This is a genomic window from Arhodomonas sp. AD133 (assembly GCF_051195215.1).
Taxonomy (GTDB): domain Bacteria; phylum Pseudomonadota; class Gammaproteobacteria; order Nitrococcales; family Nitrococcaceae; genus Arhodomonas.
In genome coordinates, this window is the sequence record NZ_JBNAZM010000031.1 from 1 (window position 1) to 22,637 (window position 22,637).

Here is a 22,637-nt window from a genome sequence, read left to right on the forward strand (position 1 = left end):
GAGGCCCCTCGCGTCCGGCTGCGCCGTCACAAGAGAGCGCGCATTATAGGCACCTCAGACTACACGTCAACACCCCCCTTCAACGTCACTCGCGCAAAACGGCGCTTGCCCACCTGCAGCACGAGGACATCGCCCGCCGGCAGCGTGAGACCCCGGTCCTCGACGCGCTCGCCGTCGATGCGCACAGCGCCCTGCTTGATCATACGCATGGCCTCCGAGGTGCTCGGGGTGAGCCCTGCCTGCTTGAGGGCACTGGTCAACGGCAGCCCGTCTTCACCGTGGACCTCCAGTGTGAGCTCCGGCATGTCCTCGGGCATCGCACCCTTTTGGAACTGCGCGACGAATGCCTCGCGCGCGGCGCGCGCGCTCGCCTCGTCATGGAAACGCGCGACGAGCTCCTCGGCGAGCTCGAACTTCACGTCCCGGGGGTTACGCCCTTCATCGACCTCCCGGCGCATTTGCTCGATCTCGCCAAGGGGGCGGAAGCTCAACAGCTCGAAGTACCGCCACATCAGCTCGTCAGAGACCGACATGATCTTGCCGAACATCTCGCGCGCGGGCTCGCGGATGCCCACGTAGTTGTCCAGGGACTTGGACATCTTCTGGACACCGTCGAGGCCCTCGAGAATCGGCGTCGTAAGGATGATCTGGGCAGACTGCCCGTACTCCCGCTGAATCTCGCGCCCGACCAGCAGGTTGAACTTCTGGTCGGTCCCCCCGAGTTCCACGTCCGCCTCCAGGGCCACGGAATCGTAGGCCTGGACGAGTGGATAGAGGAATTCGTGGACGGCGATGGAGCGATTCTCCGTGTAGCGCTTGTGGAAGTCGTCGCGCTCGAGCATGCGGGCGACTGTATAGCGGGAGGCGAGCCGGATCATGTCCGCAGCCTTCATCGGCCCCATCCAGCGGGAGTTGAACTCCACACGGGTAAGCTCCGGGTCCAGAATCTTGAAGATCTGCTCCTCGTACGTGCGCGCGTTCTCACTGATCTCTTCAGGTGTCAGCGGGGGACGGGTGGCATTCTTACCGGAAGGATCACCGATCATCCCGGTGAAGTCCCCGATGAGGAATATGACCTCATGGCCGAGATCCTGGAACTGCCGCAGCTTGTTGATGAGCACGGTGTGCCCCAGGTGCAGATCCGGTGCCGTTGGGTCGAAACCCGCCTTGATCCGCAGGCGTCGCCCTTCGCGCAGGCGCTCGCGCAGATCCTCCTCCGGCAGGATTTCGTCCACGCCGCGACGCAGGATTTCCAGAGCTTCCTCGGTCGTGCTCATGCTCCTCTCCGAATGGTCAAGGTTTCGTGCGCCACAGATCGCAGCCCGGACTGGCGATGACAGCCCGTCCCGAGCAACAATGGCGGGTGGCCGCCCATATTAAGGAGCCGCCGAGCGATTCGCCACCGCCGCGCCGACCGCACCAACACGCCGCGCTGCGTTGACCGCCCCGGGCCTTCCCGCTAAGGTTCCGAGCCAATAAGCAGAGGTCGTGCCCATGAAAGGACACTCCCGCCGCAACAGCATCGACGGCCCGCCACGACGCAAACGCCTCGGCCGTACCCATCATGTGCTCGCGCTGACCGTCGCTGCCGCTACGGGTGCGTTCATGCTGTTCGGCACCAATGACGACGGTGCGAACGCCACGCTGTCCACGACGGACGCGGACGGTGAGAGCGTCAAGCGCCTAACGCTGCCCGATGCCAGCGGCGGCGCCACGCGCCCGCTCGGCCGCGAGCCGATTGCCGCGCTAAGCGCCGAGCAGGCGCCCGAGCTCGTCACGCCCGGAGAATCGCCGGGTGACGGGCCATCGCCCCCCAAGCGGAAAACGGCGGCCACCGATATCCCGTCACCGGTAATGCCACCAGTGGCGGTGGACATACCACCGGTACCGAAGAGCAAGGTTGCAGCGCAAACCAACGCCGAGACGCCAGCCGACAACGCCCAGCCTGCGCCTTGGCAGACGTTCGAGGTGCGCGACGGGGATTCCCTGGCTACCGTGTTCGCGCGTGCGGAGCTAACACCGCGTGACGTCTACGATGTGGTCAACGCGGGCGACCCGGCAAACGCTCTGACGCGGATTTTCCCGGGGGATGAGCTGGCCCTTCGCATGAGCAGCGACGGCGAGCTCCAGGCGGTTCGCTATGCGATTTCCGAGACGAAGACGCTGTTCGTACGCCGCGGGGAGGAAGGCTACGAGCCCGAGGTCATCACCAACCCGCTGGATACCCGGCGTGCGAGCACGCAAGGCACCATCACCAGCTCGCTTTACGGGGCGGCGCTCGGTGCCGGCCTCGACGACCGCCAGATCATGCAGCTCGCTCACATATTCGGCTGGGACATCGACTTTGCCCTCGACCTCCGCAAGGGTGACCAGTTCCGCGTGGTGTACGAAGAGCTTTACCGTAACGGCGAGAAAGTGCGCAATGGCGACATTCTTGCCGCAGAGTTCGTCAACCGGGGCGAACGCTTCCGCGCCGTGCGCTTCACGTTCCCGGACGGGGATGCCGAATATTTCACGCCCGAAGGCAAGAGCATGCGCAAGGCGTTCCTGCGTACGCCCGTGAACTTCACCCGGGTGAGCTCTGAATTCAATCCCGAGCGCCTCCACCCGGTGCTTGGATACAAGCGCCCGCACATGGGCACGGACTACGCGGCGCCACCAGGTACGCCGATCAAGGCGGCCGGGGACGGCAAAGTCATTCATGCCGGACGCAAGGGTGGTTACGGCAACGTCGTGATCATCCGGCACGGCAGCCGGTACTCGACCCTTTACGGGCACATGAAGGGCTTCCGCAGGGGAATATCCACCGGTGACCGCGTCAAGCAGGGCGAGGTCATCGGCTACGTGGGTAGCTCCGGACTCGCGACGGGGCCGCACCTGCACTACGAATTTCGCATCGACGGCAAGCATCGCAACCCGCGTACGGTCGAGCTGCCCGAGGCGGAGCCGATTCCGGCGGAGTACCGCCAGGCGTTCAGCCAACGGACATCGCCGTTGCTGGCGGCACTGGATGAATCGTCGGGTACGCAACTCGCGCGTAGCGACACCGCCAGCGACGATACCTCCGAAGCGGAGCGGTAGCCGGTGGCGCGGTATTTCGTCGGCCTGATGGCCGGCACGAGCCTGGATGCCGTGGACGCCGCGCTGGTAGCGCTTGCCGATGACGGCACAGTGGCTGTGGCACACATCTGCTCCCGCCCGATACCGCAAGCACTGCGCTCGGAGCTGGCGGATATCGGGCCTCGCACACACCTCGAAACGGTGGTCGAAGCAGACGAACGGGTCGCCGACCTGTTCGCCACGACGGTCGACGATCTGCTCGCGCGAGCCGACATGACGGCGGATTGCATCACGGCGATCGGCAGCCACGGTCAGACAGTGTGGCACCGGCCGGGCGCCCCCGCCGCCGCCACCGTCCAGATCGGCAACCCCAATCGCATCGCTGAAATCACCGGAATCCGGGTGATTGCCGACTTCCGCCGCCGGGACATTGCCGCCGGCGGTGAAGGTGCACCGCTCGCCCCGGCGTTTCACCTGGCACTGCTTCGCCAGCATGGCCAGACCGGGGCTGCCCTCAATCTCGGCGGCATCGCGAATCTCACCATCGCGACCGGGGCGTCGCCCCTCGGGTTCGACTGCGGCCCCGCCAATACACTGTTGGACGGCTGGGCCGCCAGACATCTCGGCGTGGCATACGACGACCGCGGCCAATGGGCTGCAACGGGACATGCCGATGACGCGTTGCTGACGGAGCTGCTTGCCGACGAATTCTTCGGCGCGCCGCCTCCGAAGAGTACAGGGCCGGAGCACTTCAACCTCGCCTGGCTCGAGGCTCGTCTGGCGCGCCACCGCACGCTTTCGCCGGAGGACGTGCAGGCCACGCTGACCGAACTGACCGCCCGCAGCGTCGCGGATGCGCTCAAGCGCACCAGCCCGGCGCCGAGCCGGCTCCTCGTATGCGGCGGCGGCGTGCACAACGATTACCTGATGGCGCGACTGGCCACCGTCCTGCCCGACTGGCGCGTAGAGACGACGGCCGCGCTGGGCGTCGATCCGGATTACGTGGAAGCCGCGGCCTTCGGTTGGCTGGCGGCACGCACACTCGATGGTCTGGCGGGCAACGTACCGTCGGTGACGGGCGCCGCCCAGCCCGTCGTGCTGGGCGGCGTGTATGCGGGTTCGTTATAGACGCTCGCGCACGCCGTTAAACGCCGAACGAGGAACCGCAGCCACAGGTGGTGGTCGCGTTGGGGTTACGGATCACGAACTGGGCACCTTCAATGCCTTCCACGTAATCGATCTCGGCCCCCTCGAGGTAGGCACCGCTCATCGGATCCACGAGCAGCGTAACGCCGTTTTTCTCGATCACCGTATCCCCGGCCTCTTCGTTCTCGTCGAACATGAAGCCGTACTGGAACCCGGAGCAGCCCCCCCCGCTGATGTACACGCGCAGCTTCAGCCCGGTGTTCTCCTCCTCGTCGAGAAGCTCCCGTACCTTGGCGGCCGCGCTGTCGGTGAAGTGGAGCAACGCCTCCTCTTCAACAATCTCGGTCATTGTCTGCAAGCCTCCATCGGCCTGATCCCACGGATACTGTGATGGTGGGGGCCCGCCCCCGCCGAGTCAATCACGGCAGCAGCGCCACATCGTTCAATCCGGCAGTCTCGTCGAGGCCGAACATCAGGTTCATATTCTGCACGGCTTGCCCCGCGGCGCCCTTGACCAGGTTGTCCTCCACCGCCAGCACCAGTGCCATGTCACTGTAGGGCTGGCGGTGCACGGCAATCCGGCAGGTATTGATTCCCCGCACGGTGCGGGTCTCCGGGTGACTGCCCGGCGGCAACACGTCGACGAACGGCTCGTCGGCGAAACGCGCCTCGTAAACCGCCTGCAGATCCACGCCGGTATCGAGCAGGCGACCGTAGAGCGTCGCGTGGATGCCGCGCACCATCGGAACGAGGTGCGGGGTAAAGGTCAGGCCCACCGGCCTGCCCGCTGCTTCCGTGAGCCCCTGACGGATCTCGGGCAGATGGCGATGCCCGGACGCCCCGTAGGCGCGGAAGTTCTCCGAGGCCTCCCCCAGCAGGGTGTGCTGCTTCGGTTGACGCCCGGCACCGCTGGCACCGGACTTGGCGTCGGCGATCAGGGTGTCGAGATCAACGAGCCCCTGCTCGACAAGCGGCAGGAAACCGAGCTGCACCGAGGTGGGATAGCACCCCGGATTGGCCACCAGGCGCGCTTGCCGAATCTCGGCACGATGGCGCTCCGGCAGACCGTAGACGGCCTCGGCGGCAATCTCCGGGCAGGCGTGCTCCATGCCGTACCACTGCGACCACAGCTCGAGGTCACGGATGCGGAAATCCGCGCCCAGGTCGACGATGCGGACACCGGCCTCGAGCAGTGCGGGCACGGCCTGCATTGCCGTACCGTTGGGCGTGGCGAAGAACACCACATCGCACGCGGCGAGCCGCTCCGGATCGGGCTCGCAGAAGCGCAGATCGAGATGGCCGCGGAGATTGGGGAAAAACTCGTCGACACGGCGCCCCGCCTCGCCCCGGGAGGTGATTACCGAGGAACGGGCGTGCGGATGCCGCGCGAGCAGCCGCAAAAGTTCGACCCCGGTGTAACCGGTGCCGCCGACGATCCCCACGTTCAACATCGGGCCAAACCCCGCTTACTGCTGCCTCATCAATCAATTATGGTACCGCCCGGGCCTGCCGCCGTCATCCGGCGCGGCCACCAGCGGTCAGTTTGCGCAATGCGCCACGATCACAAACAATGTGGCTCCGCGCATACACGCGAATGATTGGCATCCTAAGGATTCAACCAAATGGCAGCAGACGAGACCGAGGAGCATTCGTCGGCGAACTCACAGCCCCGGAGCCAAGCGCGACCGCTCCCGGATCTCGTCCTTTTCGTGCTGGCACTGGCGATCGGCGTAGTCGGCGGCGTCGGCGGGATTGCCTTCAGCGCCGCGATCAGCCTGATCCACAACCTGTTCTTCAACGTCCAGCTTTCCCTCGACTACGCAACCGACGCCCATATCGCCCCGAGCGTACTCGGGGCCGCGGTCATCCTCGTTCCGGTGGTCGGAAGCCTTATCGTGACCTGGATCGTGAACACGCTGGCGCCGGAAGCACGCGGCCACGGCGTCCCCGAAGTCCTCAACGCGATCTACTACCAGGGCGGGCGCATCCACCCCGTGGTGGCTCTCGCCAAGGCGGTTGCCTCGGCGGTTTCCATCGGCACCGGCGGCTCCGTCGGCCGCGAAGGGCCAATCGTTCAGATAGGCGCCACGTTTGGCTCGGTGCTCGGACAACTCGTGCGCATGCCGGCACGCCAGCGTGTGGTATTGATCGGCGCGGGTGCGGCGGCGGGCATCGCTGCGACCTTCAACGCGCCTATCGGGGGGCTGGCATTCGCCGTGGAGTTGCTGCTCGTCTCCATCAGTGCGCGCACGGTCGCCACCGTGGCGATGGCCACCGTCACTGCAACCTATATCGGACGCCTGTACGCCGGCGTCGGACCGTCATTCAACGTGCCGGAGCTCACCGTCTTCTCCGACCACGCGATGGGGCTGCTCGCGCTCGCGTTGTGCATACCTCTGGGGATCATCCTGGGCGTCGCATCCGCCGGGTTCATCCGATCGCTATACGCGATGGAGGACCTGTTCGACCGCTTCATCCCCAACACGTACCTGCGCCACGCAACGGGCATGCTCGGCGTCGGCCTCCTGCTCTATGCACTCTTGCTCTATACCGGACACTATTATGTCGCCGGCGTTGGCTACGCCACGGTCATCGACGCGCTCAGTGGCGCCCTGCAGGATCCGGCGTTTCTGGCGCTGCTGTTCGCGGCGAAGCTGCTGGCCACCGGCCTGACCATCGGGTCCGGCGCATCGGGCGGTATTTTCTCGCCCTCCCTGTTTCTGGGCGCCACCCTCGGGGCGGCATTCGGGCAACTCATGGCCATGCTGTTTCCGCAGGCCGCCATAAACCCGGCGATGTTCGCAGTCGCGGGGATGGCTGCCATGGTCGGTGGCACCACCGGCGCCGTCGTTACGGCGATCACCATGATTTTCGAGCAAACGCGCGATTACGGCGCCATGCTTCCCATCATCACCTGTGTATCGCTGGCCTACGTCGTGCGCATGCGCCTGACGCCCGAGAGCATTTACACCCTCAAACTCGCCCGCCGCGGCGTGAGCGTCCCGCAGGGCCTGCAGGCGGCGGTCGCAGCCGTGCATACCGCACGCACCATGATGAGCCGGGACTTCGAGATCGTCGACATCGACGACCTCGCCAACTGGCAGCGGCACTTCCACCCGGACGAGGCCGCCCGCTACACCGTCGTCACTCGCGGCGACGAAGTCCTCGGTCTCGCCCGCCCGGAGCTGCTCTACCTGCTCCCGGACCGCGACCCCGAGACGGTGGTCGACCGCAGCATCTTCCCGGTGGTCGCTCAAACGACGTGGCCGACGATCATGCGTGGTCTGAGAGCCAAAAACAGCGAGCTCGCTCTGGTTTTCTCCCGTCGCAACCGCTACGGCGCAAAGTCGTTGATCGGCGTCATCACCCACAGGGAGATCGCCCGGACGGCAGGCGCCAGCGCCGACCTGATGGATTGAGGTCCGATATGCCACGACCAACCGACGCGTTCCTGCTTCGAGCCGACCGCGAGGCGCTGTGATGTACCTCTGGATCAAAGCTTTGCACATCATCTTCGTGGTCACCTGGTTCGCGGCGGTGTTCTACCTGCCACGACTGTTCGTCTATCACGCCCAGACGGACGACACGCCCGGACGTGAGCGCTTTCAGGTAATGGAGCGCAAGCTCTACCGCGGCATCATGACGCCGAGCGCCGTTCTCACGGTGGCCTTCGGTGCGTGGCTGCTCTGGCTCAACCCGGCATGGCTGTCCCAGGGCTGGTTGCACGCGAAGCTCGCGCTGGTCGCCGCGCTCATCGCCTACCACCTTTGGTGCGGAAAGCTGCTCCGCGCGTTCGCAGCGGACGATAACCGCCACGGGCACGTCTGGTACCGGTGGTTCAATGAGCTGCCGGTGCTGATACTGGTAAGCGTGGTGATTCTGGTGGAGGTGAAGCCGTTCTAGTCTCCGGGAACAGGACACCAGGGCCGCGGGGCCGGGCGGCGCGAGCGCCGGCCCGGCGGCGGGCGCCTCAGGCGTCGATCTGGCTCTGCTGGTAGTTCTGCAGCCCCACGCGGTCGATGAGATCGATCTGGGTCTCGAGCCAGTCGATGTGCTCCTCTTCATCGTCGAGGATATTCTGCAGCAGGTCGCGGCTTACGTAGTCGCGCTGCGATTCGCAGTAGGCAATGCCCTCGCGCAGCAGCGGGCAGGCGTCCTGCTCCGCCTTGAGGTCGCATTCGAGAATCTCGCGCACGTCCTCGCCGATGGCGAGCTTGCCCAGGTCCTGCAGATTCGGCAGTCCCTCGAGGAACAGGATACGCTTGACGAGCTCATCGGCGTGCTTCATCTCGTCGATGGACTCCTCGTACTCCTTCTTGCCGAGCTTCTCCAGGCCCCAGTCCTGAAGCATACGCGCGTGGAGAAAGTACTGGTTGATGGCAGTGAGCTCGTTGGTCAGCGCGCGGTTGAGATATTCGATGACTTTCTTGTCGCCCTTCATCGGGGTAGCTCCTGGCGCCGTGAATTGAGACTCCCAAGTCTAGGTCAATTCACCCACCGGGCACAGAGCGGGCCGCGAAAGGCTAGTAACGTTCAGGCGGGATAAGCCAAACCAGCCGGTGCCCACTGCGGCTCGCAGGTCTCATCGTTAGCCTGGCCTTCGGCGAGCAGCGTGCGTGCGGCCGGACCGCACTTGCCACAGCAGCTGCACACGTCGAGCTGACGACGCAGGTCGCGCATGGTGCGGGCACCTTCGGCGACCGCCTTGCGAATCTGGCGATCCGTCACAGCATTACAAACGCATACGTACATGGGGCACCTGCCGTTTGACTAATGGCAGAGTACCCCCGGTCGGAAAAAGATGTCAATTACGAATCGTTCGTATTCTTGCGCCAGTCGACAAACCGTTCGTCGCTCATTTGCCGGCGCGGGTGAGCGTTCCCAGCCCCTTGGTTTCCAGCGCCTCGCGCACCAGGGCACGCACGTCCTGCGGATACTCCATCGTCAGCGCCCGCTCCAGCAGCTGCTCCGCCTCATCGTGCCGAAAACTGCGGATCACCCATTTCACGCGCAGCAAGCCGACACTGCTCATGGACAGCCCATCAATGCCCATGGCGAATAGCAGCAGGGCGGTAGCCGGATTCCCCGCCATTCCGCCGCAGACGCTCACCGGGATGCCTCCGCGATTGCACGCGCGCGCGACATCATGTACCGCGCGCAGCACCGCCGGGTGGAATTCGTCGTAGAGGCTGGCAACGCGCGGGTTGTTGCGGTCCACGGCGAGGAGATACTGCGCCAGGTCGTTGGACCCGATGGAAAGAAAATCGAGCCGGCGGGCGAGGCTCTCCGTCTGGTACACCGTCGCCGGAACCTCGACCATCGCTCCCAACCTCGGAGCCGGCAATTCCAGCCCTTCCTCGGCGAGCTCCTGCTGTGCGCGCCGCACCAGGGCCACGGACTGCTCGACCTCCTCCAGTCTGCTGATCATCGGAAACATGATCTGCAGGTTCCCCAACCCCTCGGAGGCGCGCAGCATCGCCCTGATCTGGGTGAGGAAGATCTCCGGATGGTCGAGGGTGACACGCACCCCGCGCCAACCTAGGAACGGGTTATCGTCGCTGATGCGGAAATACGGCAACATCTTATCGCCCCCGACATCCAGCGTACGCAATGTCACCGGATTGGGCGCAAAAGCCGAGAGCACCTCCCGGTAGAGCCGCATCTGCTCCTCTTCGCCGGGGAAACGCTCACGGATCATGAACGGGAACTCGGTGCGGTGCAGCCCTACGCCATCACAGCCAACCTCCTGGGAGGAAGTGATATCGGAAATGAGGCCGGTGTTGACATATAGCTTGACACGCACGCCGTCCGGACTCTCCGCCGGCAGCGACTGAAGCGCCTGCAACCCCTCGCTGAGCTCCTGCTCCTCGCGTTGCAACCGCCTGTACTCACGCCGAACACCACGGGTGGGCTCAACGTACAGCCGCCCCTGGTAGCCGTCGACGATGAGCTCGCGCCCCTCCAGCACGCTCACCCGCAAATCGCTGACACCCATTACCGCAGGCACGCCCAGCGCCCGCGCGAGGATCGCCACATGCGAGTTCGCCGAGCCCGTCGCCGAGACCACGCCGACCAGGCGCTGACGCGGCACCTCGGCGAGCTGCGATGCGCTCACCTCGTGGCCGACGAGCACCACCTGGCGCGGCAAGGCCCGCTGCCCGCCCGGACCGCTGGTCAGACGCGTAATCAGTCGCCGGCCGATGTCGCGGACATCACTGGCACGTTCGCGGAGGTAACCGTCGTCCATCTCCTCGAAGCGGCGAACCTGCTCCATGACCACGTCGCGCACCGCGCCGGCCGCCCACGTGCCTTCCTGGATGCGCCTCTCGACCCCGGCGATCAGCGTGTCGCCCTCGAGGATCCGGGTGTAGACCTCGAACAGCCTCCGCTCCTCCTCCGGCACGACCCCTTCGAGCCGCTCGGAGAACTCGGCGACATCCGCACGTACCGCCTGTAGCGCCGAGTGGAAAGCGGACAGCTCGGCCTCGGGGTTCTCCGCATCGCGCTCCGGCACCTCGTCCAGCTCGGCGCCGGTATAAAGGGTATAAGCGCGCCCCATGCCCACACCGGTGGCGCCGGCGACGCCCGCAAGGGGCCGGTTACGCGCGAGGCCCCGCCGCTTGACCAGCTCGCGCAGCCCGCCGCTGGCCCGCGCGTGAGCGATAACGCCCGCAAGCTGCGCGGCCATGGTGACCAGGAACGCCACCTCCTCGTCGTCGAACCGATTGCGGGCCTTGCGCTGAACCACCAGCACACCGAGAAGCTGGCGATAGTGGATGATGGGAACACCAAGAAAGGAGTGGAAGTCCTCCTCGCCGGTGTCAGGGAAGAAGCGGAAACGTGGATGGCGGTCCGCGCTATCCAGATTGATCGGTTCCTCGCGCTCCGCGACCAACCCCACGAGCCCCTCGTTGAGTCCCAGGCGCACCCGCCCGACCGCATCCGCGCGCAGGCCGCGAGTGGCCATCAGCGAAAGCGTCTCGCCCTGCTCGCCGACGAGATAGACAGAAGCGACGTCGGCCGCTGTCGCCACTGCCACGCGGTCGACGATCAGGTTCAGCGCATGCCCCAGATCCGGGGCCGCATTCACCTCTTGAACGATGCGGTGCAGTGTATCGAGCATCAGCGCGATCGTCCGTTCTGCCGCGGCGGCGGACGCTGGGGCGGGCCCTCGGGGAACACCAGCGGGGCCAGCTCGGTGAGGGCGCGGTCGTAGACGCGGCGCTTGAAGAAAACAACACGCCGCACGGGCTCCCAATAGTCGACCCAGCGCCAGTCGTCGAACTCCGGCTGTTCACAGGCATCCAGCCGCACGGCCTCCTCGGCACCGGTGAGCCGCAACATGAACCACACCTGTTTCTGTCCAATGCACAAGGGCCGCTGGCGCCGGCGCACCAAATGCCGAGGCAAGCGGTAACGCAACCAGCCCTCGGTGCAGCCGAGGATCTCAACATCCTGTTGCCCAAGCCCCACTTCCTCGCGAAGCTCGCGGAACAGCGCCGCCTCGGCGGACTCGTGGCGCTTGATCCCGCCCTGGGGGAATTGCCAGGCGTTCTGCCCGATACGCCGGGCCCAGAACAGTCGCCCTGCCCCGTCGGTCAGGATGATGCCCACATTGGGCCTAAATCCATCCGAATCAATCACTTGAAGAATCCCGACACGGTCTCCCGCAGATTACGGCTATTCTTCCACATCGCGCTAAATCGCGGCAAATCGCGACACACGCTGGCACGACCGCGGGCGAGCCGCTACCATCGCGTACGCTTGCCGCAGCGGCGACACGCGCCACGGCAGCGACGTAGCTTGGTGGGACATGACGCTTACGATATTCGATCTGGACAATACGCTCATCGCCGGCGACAGCGACCACCTGTGGGGCGAGTTCCTGGTGGAGCGCGGCATCGTCGACGGCGCTACCTATGCGGCCGAGAATCAGCGTTTCTTCGAGGACTACACCACCGGGCGCCTGGACATCGACGAATTCCTGGCCTTCTCTCTGCGACCGCTCGCCGACAATGCGCCCGCCGACCTGAGTCGCTGGCGCGCCGAGTTCGTCGCTGAGAAGATCGCCCCGATCATACTGCCCGCCGCCGTCGAGCTGATCGCCAGCCACCGAGCGCGCGGCGATCACCTGATGATCATTACCGCAACCAACCGCTTCGTCACCGCGCCCATCGCCGAGCACTTCGGTATCGACTGCTTGCTCGCGACCGAGCCCGAGTTCCGCGGCGGCCGTTACACGGGCAGATATGTCGGCACCCCGACCTTTCGCATGGGCAAGATCGACGCGCTCGAGACGTGGAAGCACGAACACGGCGAGTCCCCGGCAACCACGGTGTTCTACAGCGACTCCCACAACGACGTGCCACTGCTCGAGCGTGTCGACGAGCCCGTCGCCGTGGATCCCGACCCGACGCTCGCGGCCACGGCACGCGCCCGGGGATGGCGGCGCATCAGCCTGCGGCGCGGCGACACTCCCCAGCCCCTGGATTGACGCCGCGGCCACACGCCACGGCGTCGAGGCTTCGCCCGAACAGATCGACCCTAATGCGACAGAAGCACGGGCAGTGTCATGCTGCCGAGCACGCTACGGGTGGTGCCGCCGAGTATCATTTCGCGCAGCCGGGCACGCCCGTAAGCCCCCATTACCATCAGGTCCGCACTGTAGTCGCTCGCTGCGGACAGCAACGCCGAGGCCACATCCATGTCGCCCAGGCTCTGGTGCGAAGCCTCGACATTCACGCCATGGCGAGCGAGCAGCACAGCGATATCCGCCGCGGGCTGCTCTCCGTGCGCGGCCTCGTGACCACTCCCCGTGAGCGCCAGCACGCGCACCGCATCCGCCGACGCCAGCAACGGTATGGCATCGGCCACCGCGCGAGCGGACTCACGTCCACTGTCCCAGGCAACGAGCACCCGCCTTCCCACCGGTTGCTCACGCCAGGCGTACGGCACGGCCAGCACGGGTCGACCGCTTAGCAGCGCGAGCTGGCCAGGCAGGTCCGTGGGCACCGACGCGTGCACATCGCGGATATCCGGCTGCCCCACCACCGCGAGATCGGCATAACGGGACTCTGCCGCCAGCACATCCAGCGCCGTGCCGCCAGCAGTGACGGTATCGGTGGCGCGCCACTCGGTAACCAGCTCCCGCCCCCGGGTCAGCTCCTCGAAGCGCTCACGCAGCGCCGCATTGCGTTGCCTCGCGAGCTCCAGCTGCTTCTCGAATGTCTGCGTCGGCACGAATTCCGGCACCAGCATCACATCGGCCACGGCCACGCCGGTGAGATGGGCGCTCCACTGGGCGGCCAGCTCCGCGGCGGTACGCACCCGCACTGCGCAACTGGCGGCGTCGTCGACGTACACGAGTAGGCTACGCGGTACCATTGGTCGAACCCCCCTGGGCTTGTCATTGAGTCCGGAACGCGTCGCACACCGGCTGCTGTCGACATGATATCAAGCCTGTAACTCAACGGCGGACTGTTTTACTATTACGTTTACGTAAACGGAAATCAGGCGACCCGCCATGAAGCCGAAGCAGCACAATGCCGTCAACGGCACGACCTACACCATCTCCCAGCTCGCCCGGGAGTTCGGCGTCACTACGCGCGCGATCCGATTCTACGAGAATCGCGGACTACTGGCACCACGCCGTGAAGGTCAGAAGCGCATCTACAGCCGCCGCGACCGCACCCGGCTGAAGCTGACCCTGCGCGGCAAGCGCCTGGGCATGACCCTGGCCGAGATCAAGGAAGTCTTCGACCTCTACGATATGGCCCACGGCGAGGAGCGACAACTCGAGCGCTACCTCGAAATCCTGCAGGCCAAACGGGCAATGCTTCTCCAGCAACGCCAGGACCTCGAAGACGCCCTGGCCGAGCTGGAAGAATCCATGGGCCACTGCCGCGGTATTCTCGAGCAGAAGCGTGAACGCGAGGAGCAGGAGCACCGAGCATCGGGGCAGGCTCGAATTTGACGTTTACGTAAACGTAATCTAAGGTTGCCTTGCCCTGCCACCATTGACAGGGCGCCGTACCGAATAGCAGGGGGGAGAGTCGCCATGGAGTTGCCTGGCCTGAATTTCGCCCTAGGCGAGGACATCGACATGCTTCGCGCGGCCGTGCGCGACTTCGCGCAGGGCGAGATCGCCCCGCTGGCCGCGGAAATCGACGCCACGAACCGCTTTCCCAGAGCACTCTGGCCGCAACTCGGCGAACTCGGAGTCCTCGGCATAACGGTGGAAGAGGAGTTCGGCGGTAGCGCCATGGGGTATCTGGCCCACATGATCGCCATGGAAGAGATCAGCCGCGCCTCGGCCTCCATCGGCCTGTCCTACGGCGCGCATTCCAATCTCTGTGTCAACCAGATCCGCCTGAACGGCAGCGACGAGCAACGCCGCCGCTACCTGCCCAAGCTCGTCTCCGGCGAGCACGTGGGCGCGCTCGCCATGTCCGAACCCGGCGCAGGCTCGGATGTCGTCTCGATGCGGCTGCGTGCCGAGCGCAAGGACGACCACTACGTTCTCAACGGCAACAAGATGTGGATCACCAACGGCCCCGAGGCCGACACACTGGTGGTCTACGCGAAGACCGACCCCGCCGCCGGCTCGAAGGGGATCACCGCTTTCATCGTCGAGGGAGGCTCTCCCGGGTTCACCACCGCGCAGAAGCTCGACAAGCTCGGCATGCGCGGCTCGGACACGTGCGAGCTGGTATTCGACAATTGCGAGGTGCCCGTGGAAAACGTCCTCGGCGGCGAGAACGAAGGCGCGCGGGTACTCATGAGCGGACTCGACTACGAGCGCGCCGTGCTGGCGGCCGGCCCCCTCGGGATCATGCAGGCGTGCATGGACAGCGTGATGCCCTACATCCACGAGCGTCGGCAATTCGACAAGCCCATCGGCGAGTTTCAGCTTATCCAGGGCAAAGTCGCCGACATGTACACCACGCTGAATGCCTGCCGGGCCTACGTGTACGCGGTCGGCGGGGCCTGCGACCGCGGCGAGACCACGCGCAAGGACGCCGCAGGCGCCATTCTCTACGCCGCAGAGAAGGCTACCCAGGTAGCGCTCGAAGCGATTCAGATACTCGGCGGCAACGGCTATATCAACGAATACCCCACGGGACGGTTGCTGCGCGACGCCAAGCTCTACGAGATCGGCGCCGGCACCAGCGAGATCCGCCGGATGCTGATCGGCCGGGAGCTTTTCAAGGAAACCGGGTAAAGCGGGAGGCAACGCCACGGACTGCGGCCGTCACCTCTCGTTCATCGCAAGCACGGCGCCGGGCGTGCCCCAGGGCAGCCAGCGCCGGCGTTGCGACCAGCTGCGGAGGCATCCATGTCTTACGATCCCATTGTCATCGTCGGCTATGCGCGAACTCCCATGGGCGGCTTCCAGGGCCGGCTGACGAGCGCGCGCGCCCCGGATCTGGGTGCCGCGGCGATACGTGCGGCCCTGGAGCGAGCCGGTGTGGCCGCCGACGAACCGCAGGAAGTCTACATGGGCAACGTGCTGCCGGCCGGTGTCGGCCAGGCACCGGCACGCCAGGCCGCGATCGGTGCCGGCATGCCCGTCTCCGTGCCCGCTACCACCGTGAGCAAGGTCTGCGGGTCGGGCATGAAGGCGGTGATGCTCGGGCACGACGGCATCGCCGCCGGTAGCAACGACATGGTGGTCACCGGGGGCATGGAGAGCATGAGCAACGCCCCCTACCTGCTCGACCGCGCCCGCGCCGGTTACCGACTCGGTCACGGACGGGTCATCGATCACATGTTCTTCGACGGTCTGGAAGATGCCTACGATCACGGACGGCTCATGGGCACTTTCGCCGAGGACACCGCCGAGCATTACCGCTTCACTCGCGAAGCGCAGGATGCCTTCGCCATCGAGTCGCTGGAGCGCGCCAACAAGGCCATCGCCGAGGGCCGCTTCGAGCGTGAGATCACCCCGGTCGGCATACGCTCGCGTGGCGAGGAGCACCAGGTCAGCGTCGACGAGCAGCCCGGCAATGCGAAGATCGACCGCATTCCGAGCCTCAAGCCCGCATTCCGCAAGGACGGTACCGTTACCGCCGCTAATTCCAGCTCGATCTCCGACGGTGGTGCGGCGCTGGTGCTCATGCGCCATTCGGAGGCTGAGCGCCGGGGTGTCACACCGCTGGCGACCATCCGCGGGCACACCAGCCACGCCCGCGCCCCCGCCTGGTTCACCACGGCGCCGGTGGGTGCAATGGAGGCCCTGCTCGAACGAGTCGGCTGGCAGGTCGACGACGTCGACCTATTCGAGGTCAACGAGGCATTCGCAGTGGTCGCCATGGCTGCCATGCAGGACCTTGGCCTGCCCCGCGACAAACTCAACGTACACGGCGGCGCGTGCGCGCTGGGCCACCCCATCGGGTGCTCCGGAGCTCGCCTGATCGTCACCCTGCTCGCGGCGATGGAAGAGTACGACCTCCCCCGCGGCGTGGCGTCGCTGTGCATCGGCGGCGGCGAAGCAACCGCCGTCGCCATCGAACGCAACCGGTAGACGGGTGGCATCGTGAGCGTCATCAAGAGCAAGATCAGCCCGCGAAGCAACGAATTCATCGACAACCAGGCGGCGATGGACGCCCTGGTCGCGGATTTGCGGGAGAAGGTCCAGCGTGTAAAGCTCGGCGGCGGCGAAAAACCGCGTGAACGCCACGTCGCCCGGGGCAAGTTGCTCCCGCGCGACCGCATCCGCGTGCTCCTGGACACGGGCTCACCTTTTCTCGAGCTTTCCCAGCTCGCCGCGCACGAGGTCTATGACGATGACGTCCCCGCTGCCGGCATCATCACCGGCATCGGCCGCGTCGCCGGACGCGAATGCATGGTGGTGGCCAACGACGCCACCGTGAAAGGCGGCACTTACTACCCCCTGACAGTGAAGAAGCACCTTCGCGCCCAGGAGATCGCCGAGCAGAACCACCTGCCGTGCATCTACCTGGTGGACTCAGGCGGCGCCAATCTGCCCAACCAGGACGAGGTGTTCCCCGATCGCGACCACTTCGGCCGCATCTTCTTCAATCAGGCGAACATGTCGGCCCAGGGCATCCCCCAGATCGCAGTCGTGATGGGCTCGTGCACGGCCGGTGGCGCGTACGTGCCGGCGATGGCCGACGAAAGCATCATCGTGCGCGAGCAGGGCACCATTTTCCTCGGTGGACCGCCGCTGGTTAAAGCCGCCACCGGCGAGGTCGTGACCGCCGAAGAGCTCGGAGGCGCGGACGTTCACGCCCGCACCTCCGGCGTCACCGACCACTATGCCCTGAACGACGCCCACGCTCTGGGCACTACGCGCCACATCGTCGCCAACCTCAACCGCGTCAAGCGCCACGAGCTCGAGGTACACCAGCCGCGGGCACCCCTTCACGACCCCACCGAACTGCGCGGCGTCGTCCCCACCGACGCCAAGCACCCCTACGACGTGCGCGAGGTCATCGCACGGGTCGTCGACGGCAGCGAGCTGGATGAGTTCAAAGCGCTTTACGGAACCACACTGGTCTGTGGCTTCGCCCACATCCACGGCTACCCGGTGGGCATTCTCGCCAACAACGGCGTGCTCTTTTCCGAGTCCGCCCTCAAGGGGGCGCACTTCGTCGAGCTGTGCAGCCAGCGTGGCATTCCGCTGGTGTTCCTGCAGAACATCACCGGTTTCATGGTGGGCCGTAAATACGAGGCCGGCGGTATCGCCAAGGACGGCGCCAAGCTCGTCACCGCCGTAGCCACCACCGAAGTGCCGAAATTCACGGTGATCATCGGCGGCAGCTTCGGCGCCGGCAACTACGGCATGTGTGGTCGTGCCTACTCGCCGCGATTTCTGTGGATGTGGCCCAACGCCCGCATCTCGGTTATGGGCGGCGACCAGGCCGCCAACGTGCTCGCCCAGGTGCGCCGGGACAGCCTGGAGCGCCGCGGCGAAACCTGGAGCGAGACCGACGAGGAAGCCTTCAAGGCACCGGTACGCGAGCAGTACGAGCGTGAGGGCCACCCCTACTACGCCAGCGCCCGGCTGTGGGACGACGGCGTGATCGACCCGGCGGATACACGCATGGTGCTGGGACTCGGCCTTTCGGCGGCATTGAACGCGCCGGAAGAGCAGACGCGGTTCGGCGTGTTCAGGATGTAAGAAATCGCGAAAGAGGAAAGCAGAAAGTGAAACGCGGCAAGCGCGTTACCAACCAAGCGCCAACGCAACCACGCTCCCGCGGGAACACTTTCGACTTGCTTCTTATGGCTTAAGTAGGACTTTCGACTTGCAGCCCGGATTTGCGAGATGAGCGAAGACACGCTGACCGTGGAGCACGATGCCGGCATCGCCCGCATCACGATGAACCGCCCGGCGGTGCACAACGCCTTCGACGATGCGTTGATCGCCGAACTCACCGGCACGCTGCAACGGCTCGAGCGCGACGCGAGCGTCCGTGCGGTGGTACTGGCGGCGGCGGGCAGGAGCTTTTCCGCCGGTGCCGATCTCAACTGGATGCGGCGCATGGCCGGCTACGACTGGTCGGGGAACTACCGCGACTCCCAGGGCCTGGGCAAGCTAATGCACACCCTCTACCGGCTCGACCGCCCCACGATCGCCCGCGTTAACGGCGCAGCGATGGGTGGCGGCGTGGGGCTGGTGGCCTGCTGTGACGTCGCCGTAGCCGCGCAGAGCGCTGTATTCGCTCTCTCCGAGGTCAGACTCGGGCTCATTCCGGCAGTGATCAGCCCCTACGTCGTCAGCGCCATCGGCGAACGTGAAGCACGGCGGTATTTCGTTACCGGCGAGCGCTTCGACGCGCGCACGGCCCGCCGCATTGGTCTCGTACACGAGGTCGTGCCCCCGGAAGCGCTCGACGACGCCGTCGACCGGGTCACCACGGCCATGCGCGCCAATGGCCCGGAGGCGATGCGCGCCGCCAAAGCCCTCGCCCTGGACGTGAGCCGCGGACCGGTCGATACGGCCATGGTCTCCGAAACCGCCCGCCGCATCGCCGATCAGCGCGCGAGCGAGGAGGGCAAGGAAGGCGTTGCGGCGTTTCTGGAGAAGCGGCGCGCGAGCTGGGTCGAGCAGTGAACCGCGCCGTGAATCGGCATAACCATAACCCGGCCAGGAAAAGCTGATGTTCGACAAAGTCCTGATCGCCAACCGGGGGGAGATCGCCTGCCGGGTCGCTTTGACCTGCCGGCGACTCGGAATCCGCACGGTCGCTGTCTACTCGGAGGCGGACGCCCATGCCCGGCACGTCGACCTCTGCGACGAGGCCTGGCTGATCGGGCCGGCGCCCGCCCGCGAGAGCTACCTGCGTGGTGGCCGCATTATCGACGTCGCGCTCCACAGCGGCGCGCAGGCCATTCATCCGGGTTACGGATTCCTCTCGGAGAACGCCGGGTTCGCGCGCGCCTGCGAGGAAGCCGGCATCGTCTTCATCGGCCCCCCCGCCGCTGCCATCGAGGCCATGGGCTCCAAGAGCGCGGCCAAGGCCATCATGGCCGACGCCGGCGTGCCGTTGGTCCCGGGCTACCACGGTGCGGACCAAGAGGAATCACGGCTTGCCGCCGCCGCCGATGAAATCGGCTACCCGGTGCTGATCAAGGCCAGCGCCGGCGGCGGGGGCAAAGGCATGCGCCGGGTCGACCGGCCGGAGGACTTCGCCCGGGAGCTCGCCGCCGCTCGCCGCGAGGCCTCGGCGAGCTTCGGCGACGACCGGGTCCTCGTCGAAAAATATCTCCTCCATCCGCGCCACATCGAGGTACAGGTATTCGCCGACGGTGTCGGCAACGCCGTGCACTTGTTCGAGCGCGACTGCTCGGTGCAGCGGCGACACCAGAAAGTACTCGAAGAGGCGCCGGCACCCGGCATGACCGAGGCCCGTCGCAACGAGATGGGGCAGGCGGCGGTGCGAGCGGCCCAGGCCATCGGTTACGTGGGCGCGGGCACGGTGGAGTTCATCGCCGAGCCGGACGGGCGCTTCTACTTCATGGAAATGAACACGCGTTTGCAGGTCGAGCACCCGGTCACCGAGATGATCACCGGCGAAGACCTGGTGGAATGGCAACTGCGGGTCGCCGCCGGCGCTCCGCTGCCCCGTGAGCAGTCTGCGCTCGAACTGCAAGGCCATGCGTTCGAGGCCCGTATCTACGCGGAGGACCCGGACAACGACTTCCTCCCCGCGACGGGGCGCATCCGGCACCTGCGCACGCCCGAAACCGGCAGCGATGTTCGCATCGACACCGGTGTGCGCGAGGGTGACGAGGTCAGCGTCCACTACGATCCGATGATCGCGAAGCTCGTCGTCTGGGGCGACGACCGCAGCGCAGCCCTGCGACGGCTGCGCCACGCCCTCACCGACTTCGAAGTGGTGGGCCCCACCACGAACACCGCCTTCCTGAAAGCACTGGCGGCGCACCCCGCATTCGCGGCCGGTGAGGTGGAGACGGGCTTCATCGAGCAGCATCGCGACACATTGATCCCCGAGCGCGAGCCGGCTTCCGACCGGGTGCTTGCGCTGGCCTGCCTGGCGGAATTCCTGCGCATCGATGAGGAGGCCGCGGACCGCGCTGCCCGCTCCGGCGACCCCTACTCGCCGTGGCACCACACCACCGGCTGGGTGCTCAACGACGACAATCATCACACACTGCATTTCCGCGACGATGGCAGAGACGTCGCGGTGACCGCCCACTACCGCCCCGGCCACTACCTGCTGGAGCTGCCCGGCGGCGAGACACGTGCCCGCGGCACCCTGGGGCGGGAGGACCGGATCCAGGCGGACCTGGACGGCGTTCGCCTGACCGCCAGTGTGGTGCGCGACGGTCCCCATTTGACCATCCTCTGCGATGGCCACGTCCACGAGCTCGTCTGCCACGATCCGTTGACCGTGGGCATGGAGGACGAGGTGCGCGAAGGCAGCCTCACCGCCCCCATGCCGGGCACGGTGATCAGCGTCACCATTGCCGAGGGCGATACGGTGACCGAAGGCCAGGCGCTGATGGTCCTGGAGGCCATGAAGATGGAGTACACCATCAAGGCCACCACCGACGGCGTGATCGAGCACGTGAACTTCGCCGAGGGCGAGCAGGTAACCGAGGGGGCGGAGCTGCTCGCCATCCGCGCGGAGGACTGAGATTGGCGATTGATGAACAAGCAGGCGAACCAGCAAGACACGATGGACACCAAGGATTCACCAAGCGCGGGCCCTAAGGCAGGTGCGTCATTCATTCCCCTTGCGAACCTTGGTGCCCATCGCGTGTTGGTGGTTCGTCTCCCAGGCATAGCGCGGGAGGTACGGCATGTCGCTGCCCAAGCAGGTGAAAATCGTCGAAGTCGGGCCGCGGGACGGGCTGCAAAACGAATCCCGGACCATTCCAGCGACCGTGAAGATCGAGCTGGTGGAGCGACTCGCCGATGCGGGCCTGCCGGTAGTTGAGGCGGGTGCCTTCGTCTCACCCAAGTGGGTGCCACAGATGGCGGCAAGTGCCGAGGTCCTCGCCGGCGTCCGGCGCCGTGCGGACGTCTCCTATCCTGTACTGGTCCCGAATCTGAAGGGCCTGGAGGCAGCGCTGGCCGCTGGCGCCGAGGAGATCGCCGTCTTCGGGGCCGCGTCCGAGTCGTTCTCCCAGCGCAACATCAACTGCTCGATCGCCGAGAGCCTGGAGCGCTTCGCACCGGTGATCGAAGCCGCCAGAGCGCAGGGCGTGCGCGTTCGCGGCTACGTGTCCTGCGTGCTGGGGTGCCCCTACGAGGGAGACATCGCCCCCGCTGCCGTAGCCCGCGTGGCCGACGAGCTCGCCACTATGGGGTGTTACGAAATCTCGCTGGGCGACACCATCGGTGTCGGCACGCCGCTGAAAGCCCAGCGCATGGTCGAAACGGTCGCCGACCGGTTGCCCGTCGAGCGCCTCGCCGCCCACTTCCACGACACCTATGGCCAGGCACTGGCGAACCTGTTCGCGGTCTTGAATCTCGGCGTAGCGAGCGTGGACAGCGCTGTCGCCGGCCTTGGCGGCTGCCCGTATGCGAAAGGCGCTTCCGGCAATGTGGCCACCGAGGATGTCGTCTATCTTCTGGATGGCCTGGGCATCGACACGGGCGTGGACCTCGCCACCGTCGCTGCCACTGGCCGCTGGATCAGCGAGAGACTCGGTCGGACACCGGCGTCGAAGGTGGCCCAGGCGCTGGCGGCGAAGGCGGAGGACTGAACCGGGAACAAGGAGAAAGACCACCAGGCTGCAAAGCACACCAACAGGCCAGTCAAGCAGGCGCACTGGCAATTGTGCACGCTACATAAGGCGAATGCGGAACAGCTATAGCCAAAACCTCTCGCCGCCTCTGCGACTCTCGGGCGCAAGCGGCGCGAGGCCGATGCGGGCACACGGCTGAACACGACGCCTTTGCGTTGTGCCTCTCTGCGCCCTTGGTACCTTTGTGT

The 22,637-nt window shown here is 66.0% G+C and carries 20 protein-coding genes; 12 read left to right on the forward strand and 8 right to left on the reverse strand.

What is annotated here, in order from left to right:
• Positions 1 to 59 precede the first annotated feature (59 nt).
• Positions 60 to 1,277 (reverse strand): tyrosine--tRNA ligase, encoded by a 1,218-nt coding sequence (gene tyrS, locus ACPEES_RS15610; protein WP_435104469.1) that lies wholly within the window; start codon positions 1,275 to 1,277, stop codon positions 60 to 62.
• 217 nt (positions 1,278 to 1,494) lie between these two features.
• On the opposite strand from tyrS, the gene ACPEES_RS15615 reads away from it, so the two are divergent.
• On the forward strand, positions 1,495 to 3,081 hold the full coding sequence (locus tag ACPEES_RS15615; RefSeq protein ID WP_435104470.1) for an OapA family protein: 1,587 nt from the start codon (positions 1,495 to 1,497) through the stop codon (positions 3,079 to 3,081).
• Between the two features lie 3 nt (positions 3,082 to 3,084).
• Positions 3,085 to 4,188 carry an anhydro-N-acetylmuramic acid kinase gene (locus tag ACPEES_RS15620; RefSeq protein WP_435104471.1) on the forward strand — a complete coding sequence of 368 codons (1,104 nt, stop codon included), beginning with the start codon at positions 3,085 to 3,087 and terminating at the stop codon, positions 4,186 to 4,188.
• 16 nt (positions 4,189 to 4,204) lie between these two features.
• Here the strand turns inward: ACPEES_RS15620 and erpA are convergent, their stop codons facing one another.
• Complete coding sequence (gene erpA, locus ACPEES_RS15625) at positions 4,205 to 4,555, reverse strand: iron-sulfur cluster insertion protein ErpA (RefSeq protein WP_435104472.1); 351 nt, start codon at positions 4,553 to 4,555, stop codon at positions 4,205 to 4,207.
• A gap of 70 nt (positions 4,556 to 4,625) precedes the next feature.
• Positions 4,626 to 5,657: an N-acetyl-gamma-glutamyl-phosphate reductase gene (gene argC / locus ACPEES_RS15630; protein WP_435104473.1), complete on the reverse strand. Its 1,032-nt coding sequence runs from the start codon at positions 5,655 to 5,657 to the stop codon at positions 4,626 to 4,628.
• Between the two features lie 171 nt (positions 5,658 to 5,828).
• Here argC and ACPEES_RS15635 point away from each other — a divergent pair, with 171 nt between their 5' ends.
• Entirely contained in the window at positions 5,829 to 7,625 is a 1,797-nt protein-coding gene (locus ACPEES_RS15635; RefSeq protein WP_435104474.1) for a chloride channel protein, read from the forward strand.
• Positions 7,626 to 7,686: 61 nt separating this feature from the next.
• Positions 7,687 to 8,109 carry a protoporphyrinogen oxidase HemJ gene (hemJ, locus tag ACPEES_RS15640; RefSeq protein ID WP_435104475.1) on the forward strand — a complete coding sequence of 141 codons (423 nt, stop codon included), beginning with the start codon at positions 7,687 to 7,689 and terminating at the stop codon, positions 8,107 to 8,109.
• A 67-nt stretch (positions 8,110 to 8,176) separates the two neighbouring features.
• Here hemJ and bfr read toward each other — a convergent pair whose 3' ends face one another.
• From bfr to ACPEES_RS15660, 4 genes are all read right to left on the reverse strand, one after another.
• Complete coding sequence (gene bfr / locus ACPEES_RS15645; protein WP_435104476.1) at positions 8,177 to 8,647, reverse strand: bacterioferritin; 471 nt, start codon at positions 8,645 to 8,647, stop codon at positions 8,177 to 8,179.
• Positions 8,648 to 8,739: 92 nt separating this feature from the next.
• On the reverse strand, positions 8,740 to 8,958 hold the full coding sequence (locus ACPEES_RS15650) for a bacterioferritin-associated ferredoxin (protein ID WP_435104477.1): 219 nt from the start codon (positions 8,956 to 8,958) through the stop codon (positions 8,740 to 8,742).
• A gap of 103 nt (positions 8,959 to 9,061) precedes the next feature.
• Complete coding sequence (gene ptsP / locus ACPEES_RS15655; RefSeq protein WP_435104478.1) at positions 9,062 to 11,329, reverse strand: phosphoenolpyruvate--protein phosphotransferase; 2,268 nt, start codon at positions 11,327 to 11,329, stop codon at positions 9,062 to 9,064.
• Positions 11,329 to 11,850 (reverse strand): RNA pyrophosphohydrolase, encoded by a 522-nt coding sequence (locus ACPEES_RS15660; RefSeq protein WP_435104479.1) that lies wholly within the window; start codon positions 11,848 to 11,850, stop codon positions 11,329 to 11,331. The genes ptsP and ACPEES_RS15660 overlap by 1 nt, the downstream gene beginning before the upstream one ends.
• Positions 11,851 to 12,019: 169 nt before the next feature.
• Between ACPEES_RS15660 and ACPEES_RS15665 the strand changes: the two genes are divergently transcribed.
• Positions 12,020 to 12,700, forward strand: a complete 681-nt coding sequence (locus tag ACPEES_RS15665) for an HAD family hydrolase (protein WP_435104480.1) — start codon at positions 12,020 to 12,022, stop codon at positions 12,698 to 12,700.
• A gap of 50 nt (positions 12,701 to 12,750) precedes the next feature.
• Here ACPEES_RS15665 and ACPEES_RS15670 read toward each other — a convergent pair whose 3' ends face one another.
• Positions 12,751 to 13,590 carry a universal stress protein gene (locus tag ACPEES_RS15670; RefSeq protein ID WP_435104481.1) on the reverse strand — a complete coding sequence of 280 codons (840 nt, stop codon included), beginning with the start codon at positions 13,588 to 13,590 and terminating at the stop codon, positions 12,751 to 12,753.
• Between the two features lie 139 nt (positions 13,591 to 13,729).
• On the opposite strand from ACPEES_RS15670, the gene ACPEES_RS15675 reads away from it, so the two are divergent.
• The 7 genes from ACPEES_RS15675 (at position 13,730) to ACPEES_RS15705 (ending at position 22,407) form a co-directional block, all read left to right on the forward strand.
• A complete protein-coding gene (locus ACPEES_RS15675; protein ID WP_435104482.1) occupies positions 13,730 to 14,179 on the forward strand; it encodes a MerR family transcriptional regulator in 450 nt (149 codons plus the stop codon).
• 84 nt (positions 14,180 to 14,263) lie between these two features.
• A complete protein-coding gene (locus tag ACPEES_RS15680; protein ID WP_435104484.1) occupies positions 14,264 to 15,427 on the forward strand; it encodes an isovaleryl-CoA dehydrogenase in 1,164 nt (387 codons plus the stop codon).
• 114 nt (positions 15,428 to 15,541) lie between these two features.
• Positions 15,542 to 16,729 (forward strand): acetyl-CoA C-acyltransferase, encoded by a 1,188-nt coding sequence (locus ACPEES_RS15685; RefSeq protein WP_435104485.1) that lies wholly within the window; start codon positions 15,542 to 15,544, stop codon positions 16,727 to 16,729.
• Between the two features lie 12 nt (positions 16,730 to 16,741).
• Positions 16,742 to 18,349, forward strand: coding sequence for a carboxyl transferase domain-containing protein (locus ACPEES_RS15690; protein ID WP_435104486.1), 1,608 nt, complete (start codon positions 16,742 to 16,744; stop codon positions 18,347 to 18,349).
• Positions 18,350 to 18,496: 147 nt separating this feature from the next.
• Positions 18,497 to 19,285, forward strand: coding sequence for an enoyl-CoA hydratase/isomerase family protein (locus ACPEES_RS15695; protein ID WP_435104488.1), 789 nt, complete (start codon positions 18,497 to 18,499; stop codon positions 19,283 to 19,285).
• Between the two features lie 46 nt (positions 19,286 to 19,331).
• Complete coding sequence (locus ACPEES_RS15700; RefSeq protein WP_435104489.1) at positions 19,332 to 21,332, forward strand: acetyl-CoA carboxylase biotin carboxylase subunit; 2,001 nt, start codon at positions 19,332 to 19,334, stop codon at positions 21,330 to 21,332.
• A gap of 166 nt (positions 21,333 to 21,498) precedes the next feature.
• Entirely contained in the window at positions 21,499 to 22,407 is a 909-nt protein-coding gene (locus ACPEES_RS15705; protein WP_435104490.1) for a hydroxymethylglutaryl-CoA lyase, read from the forward strand.
• The last annotated feature ends 230 nt before the right edge of the window (positions 22,408 to 22,637 follow it).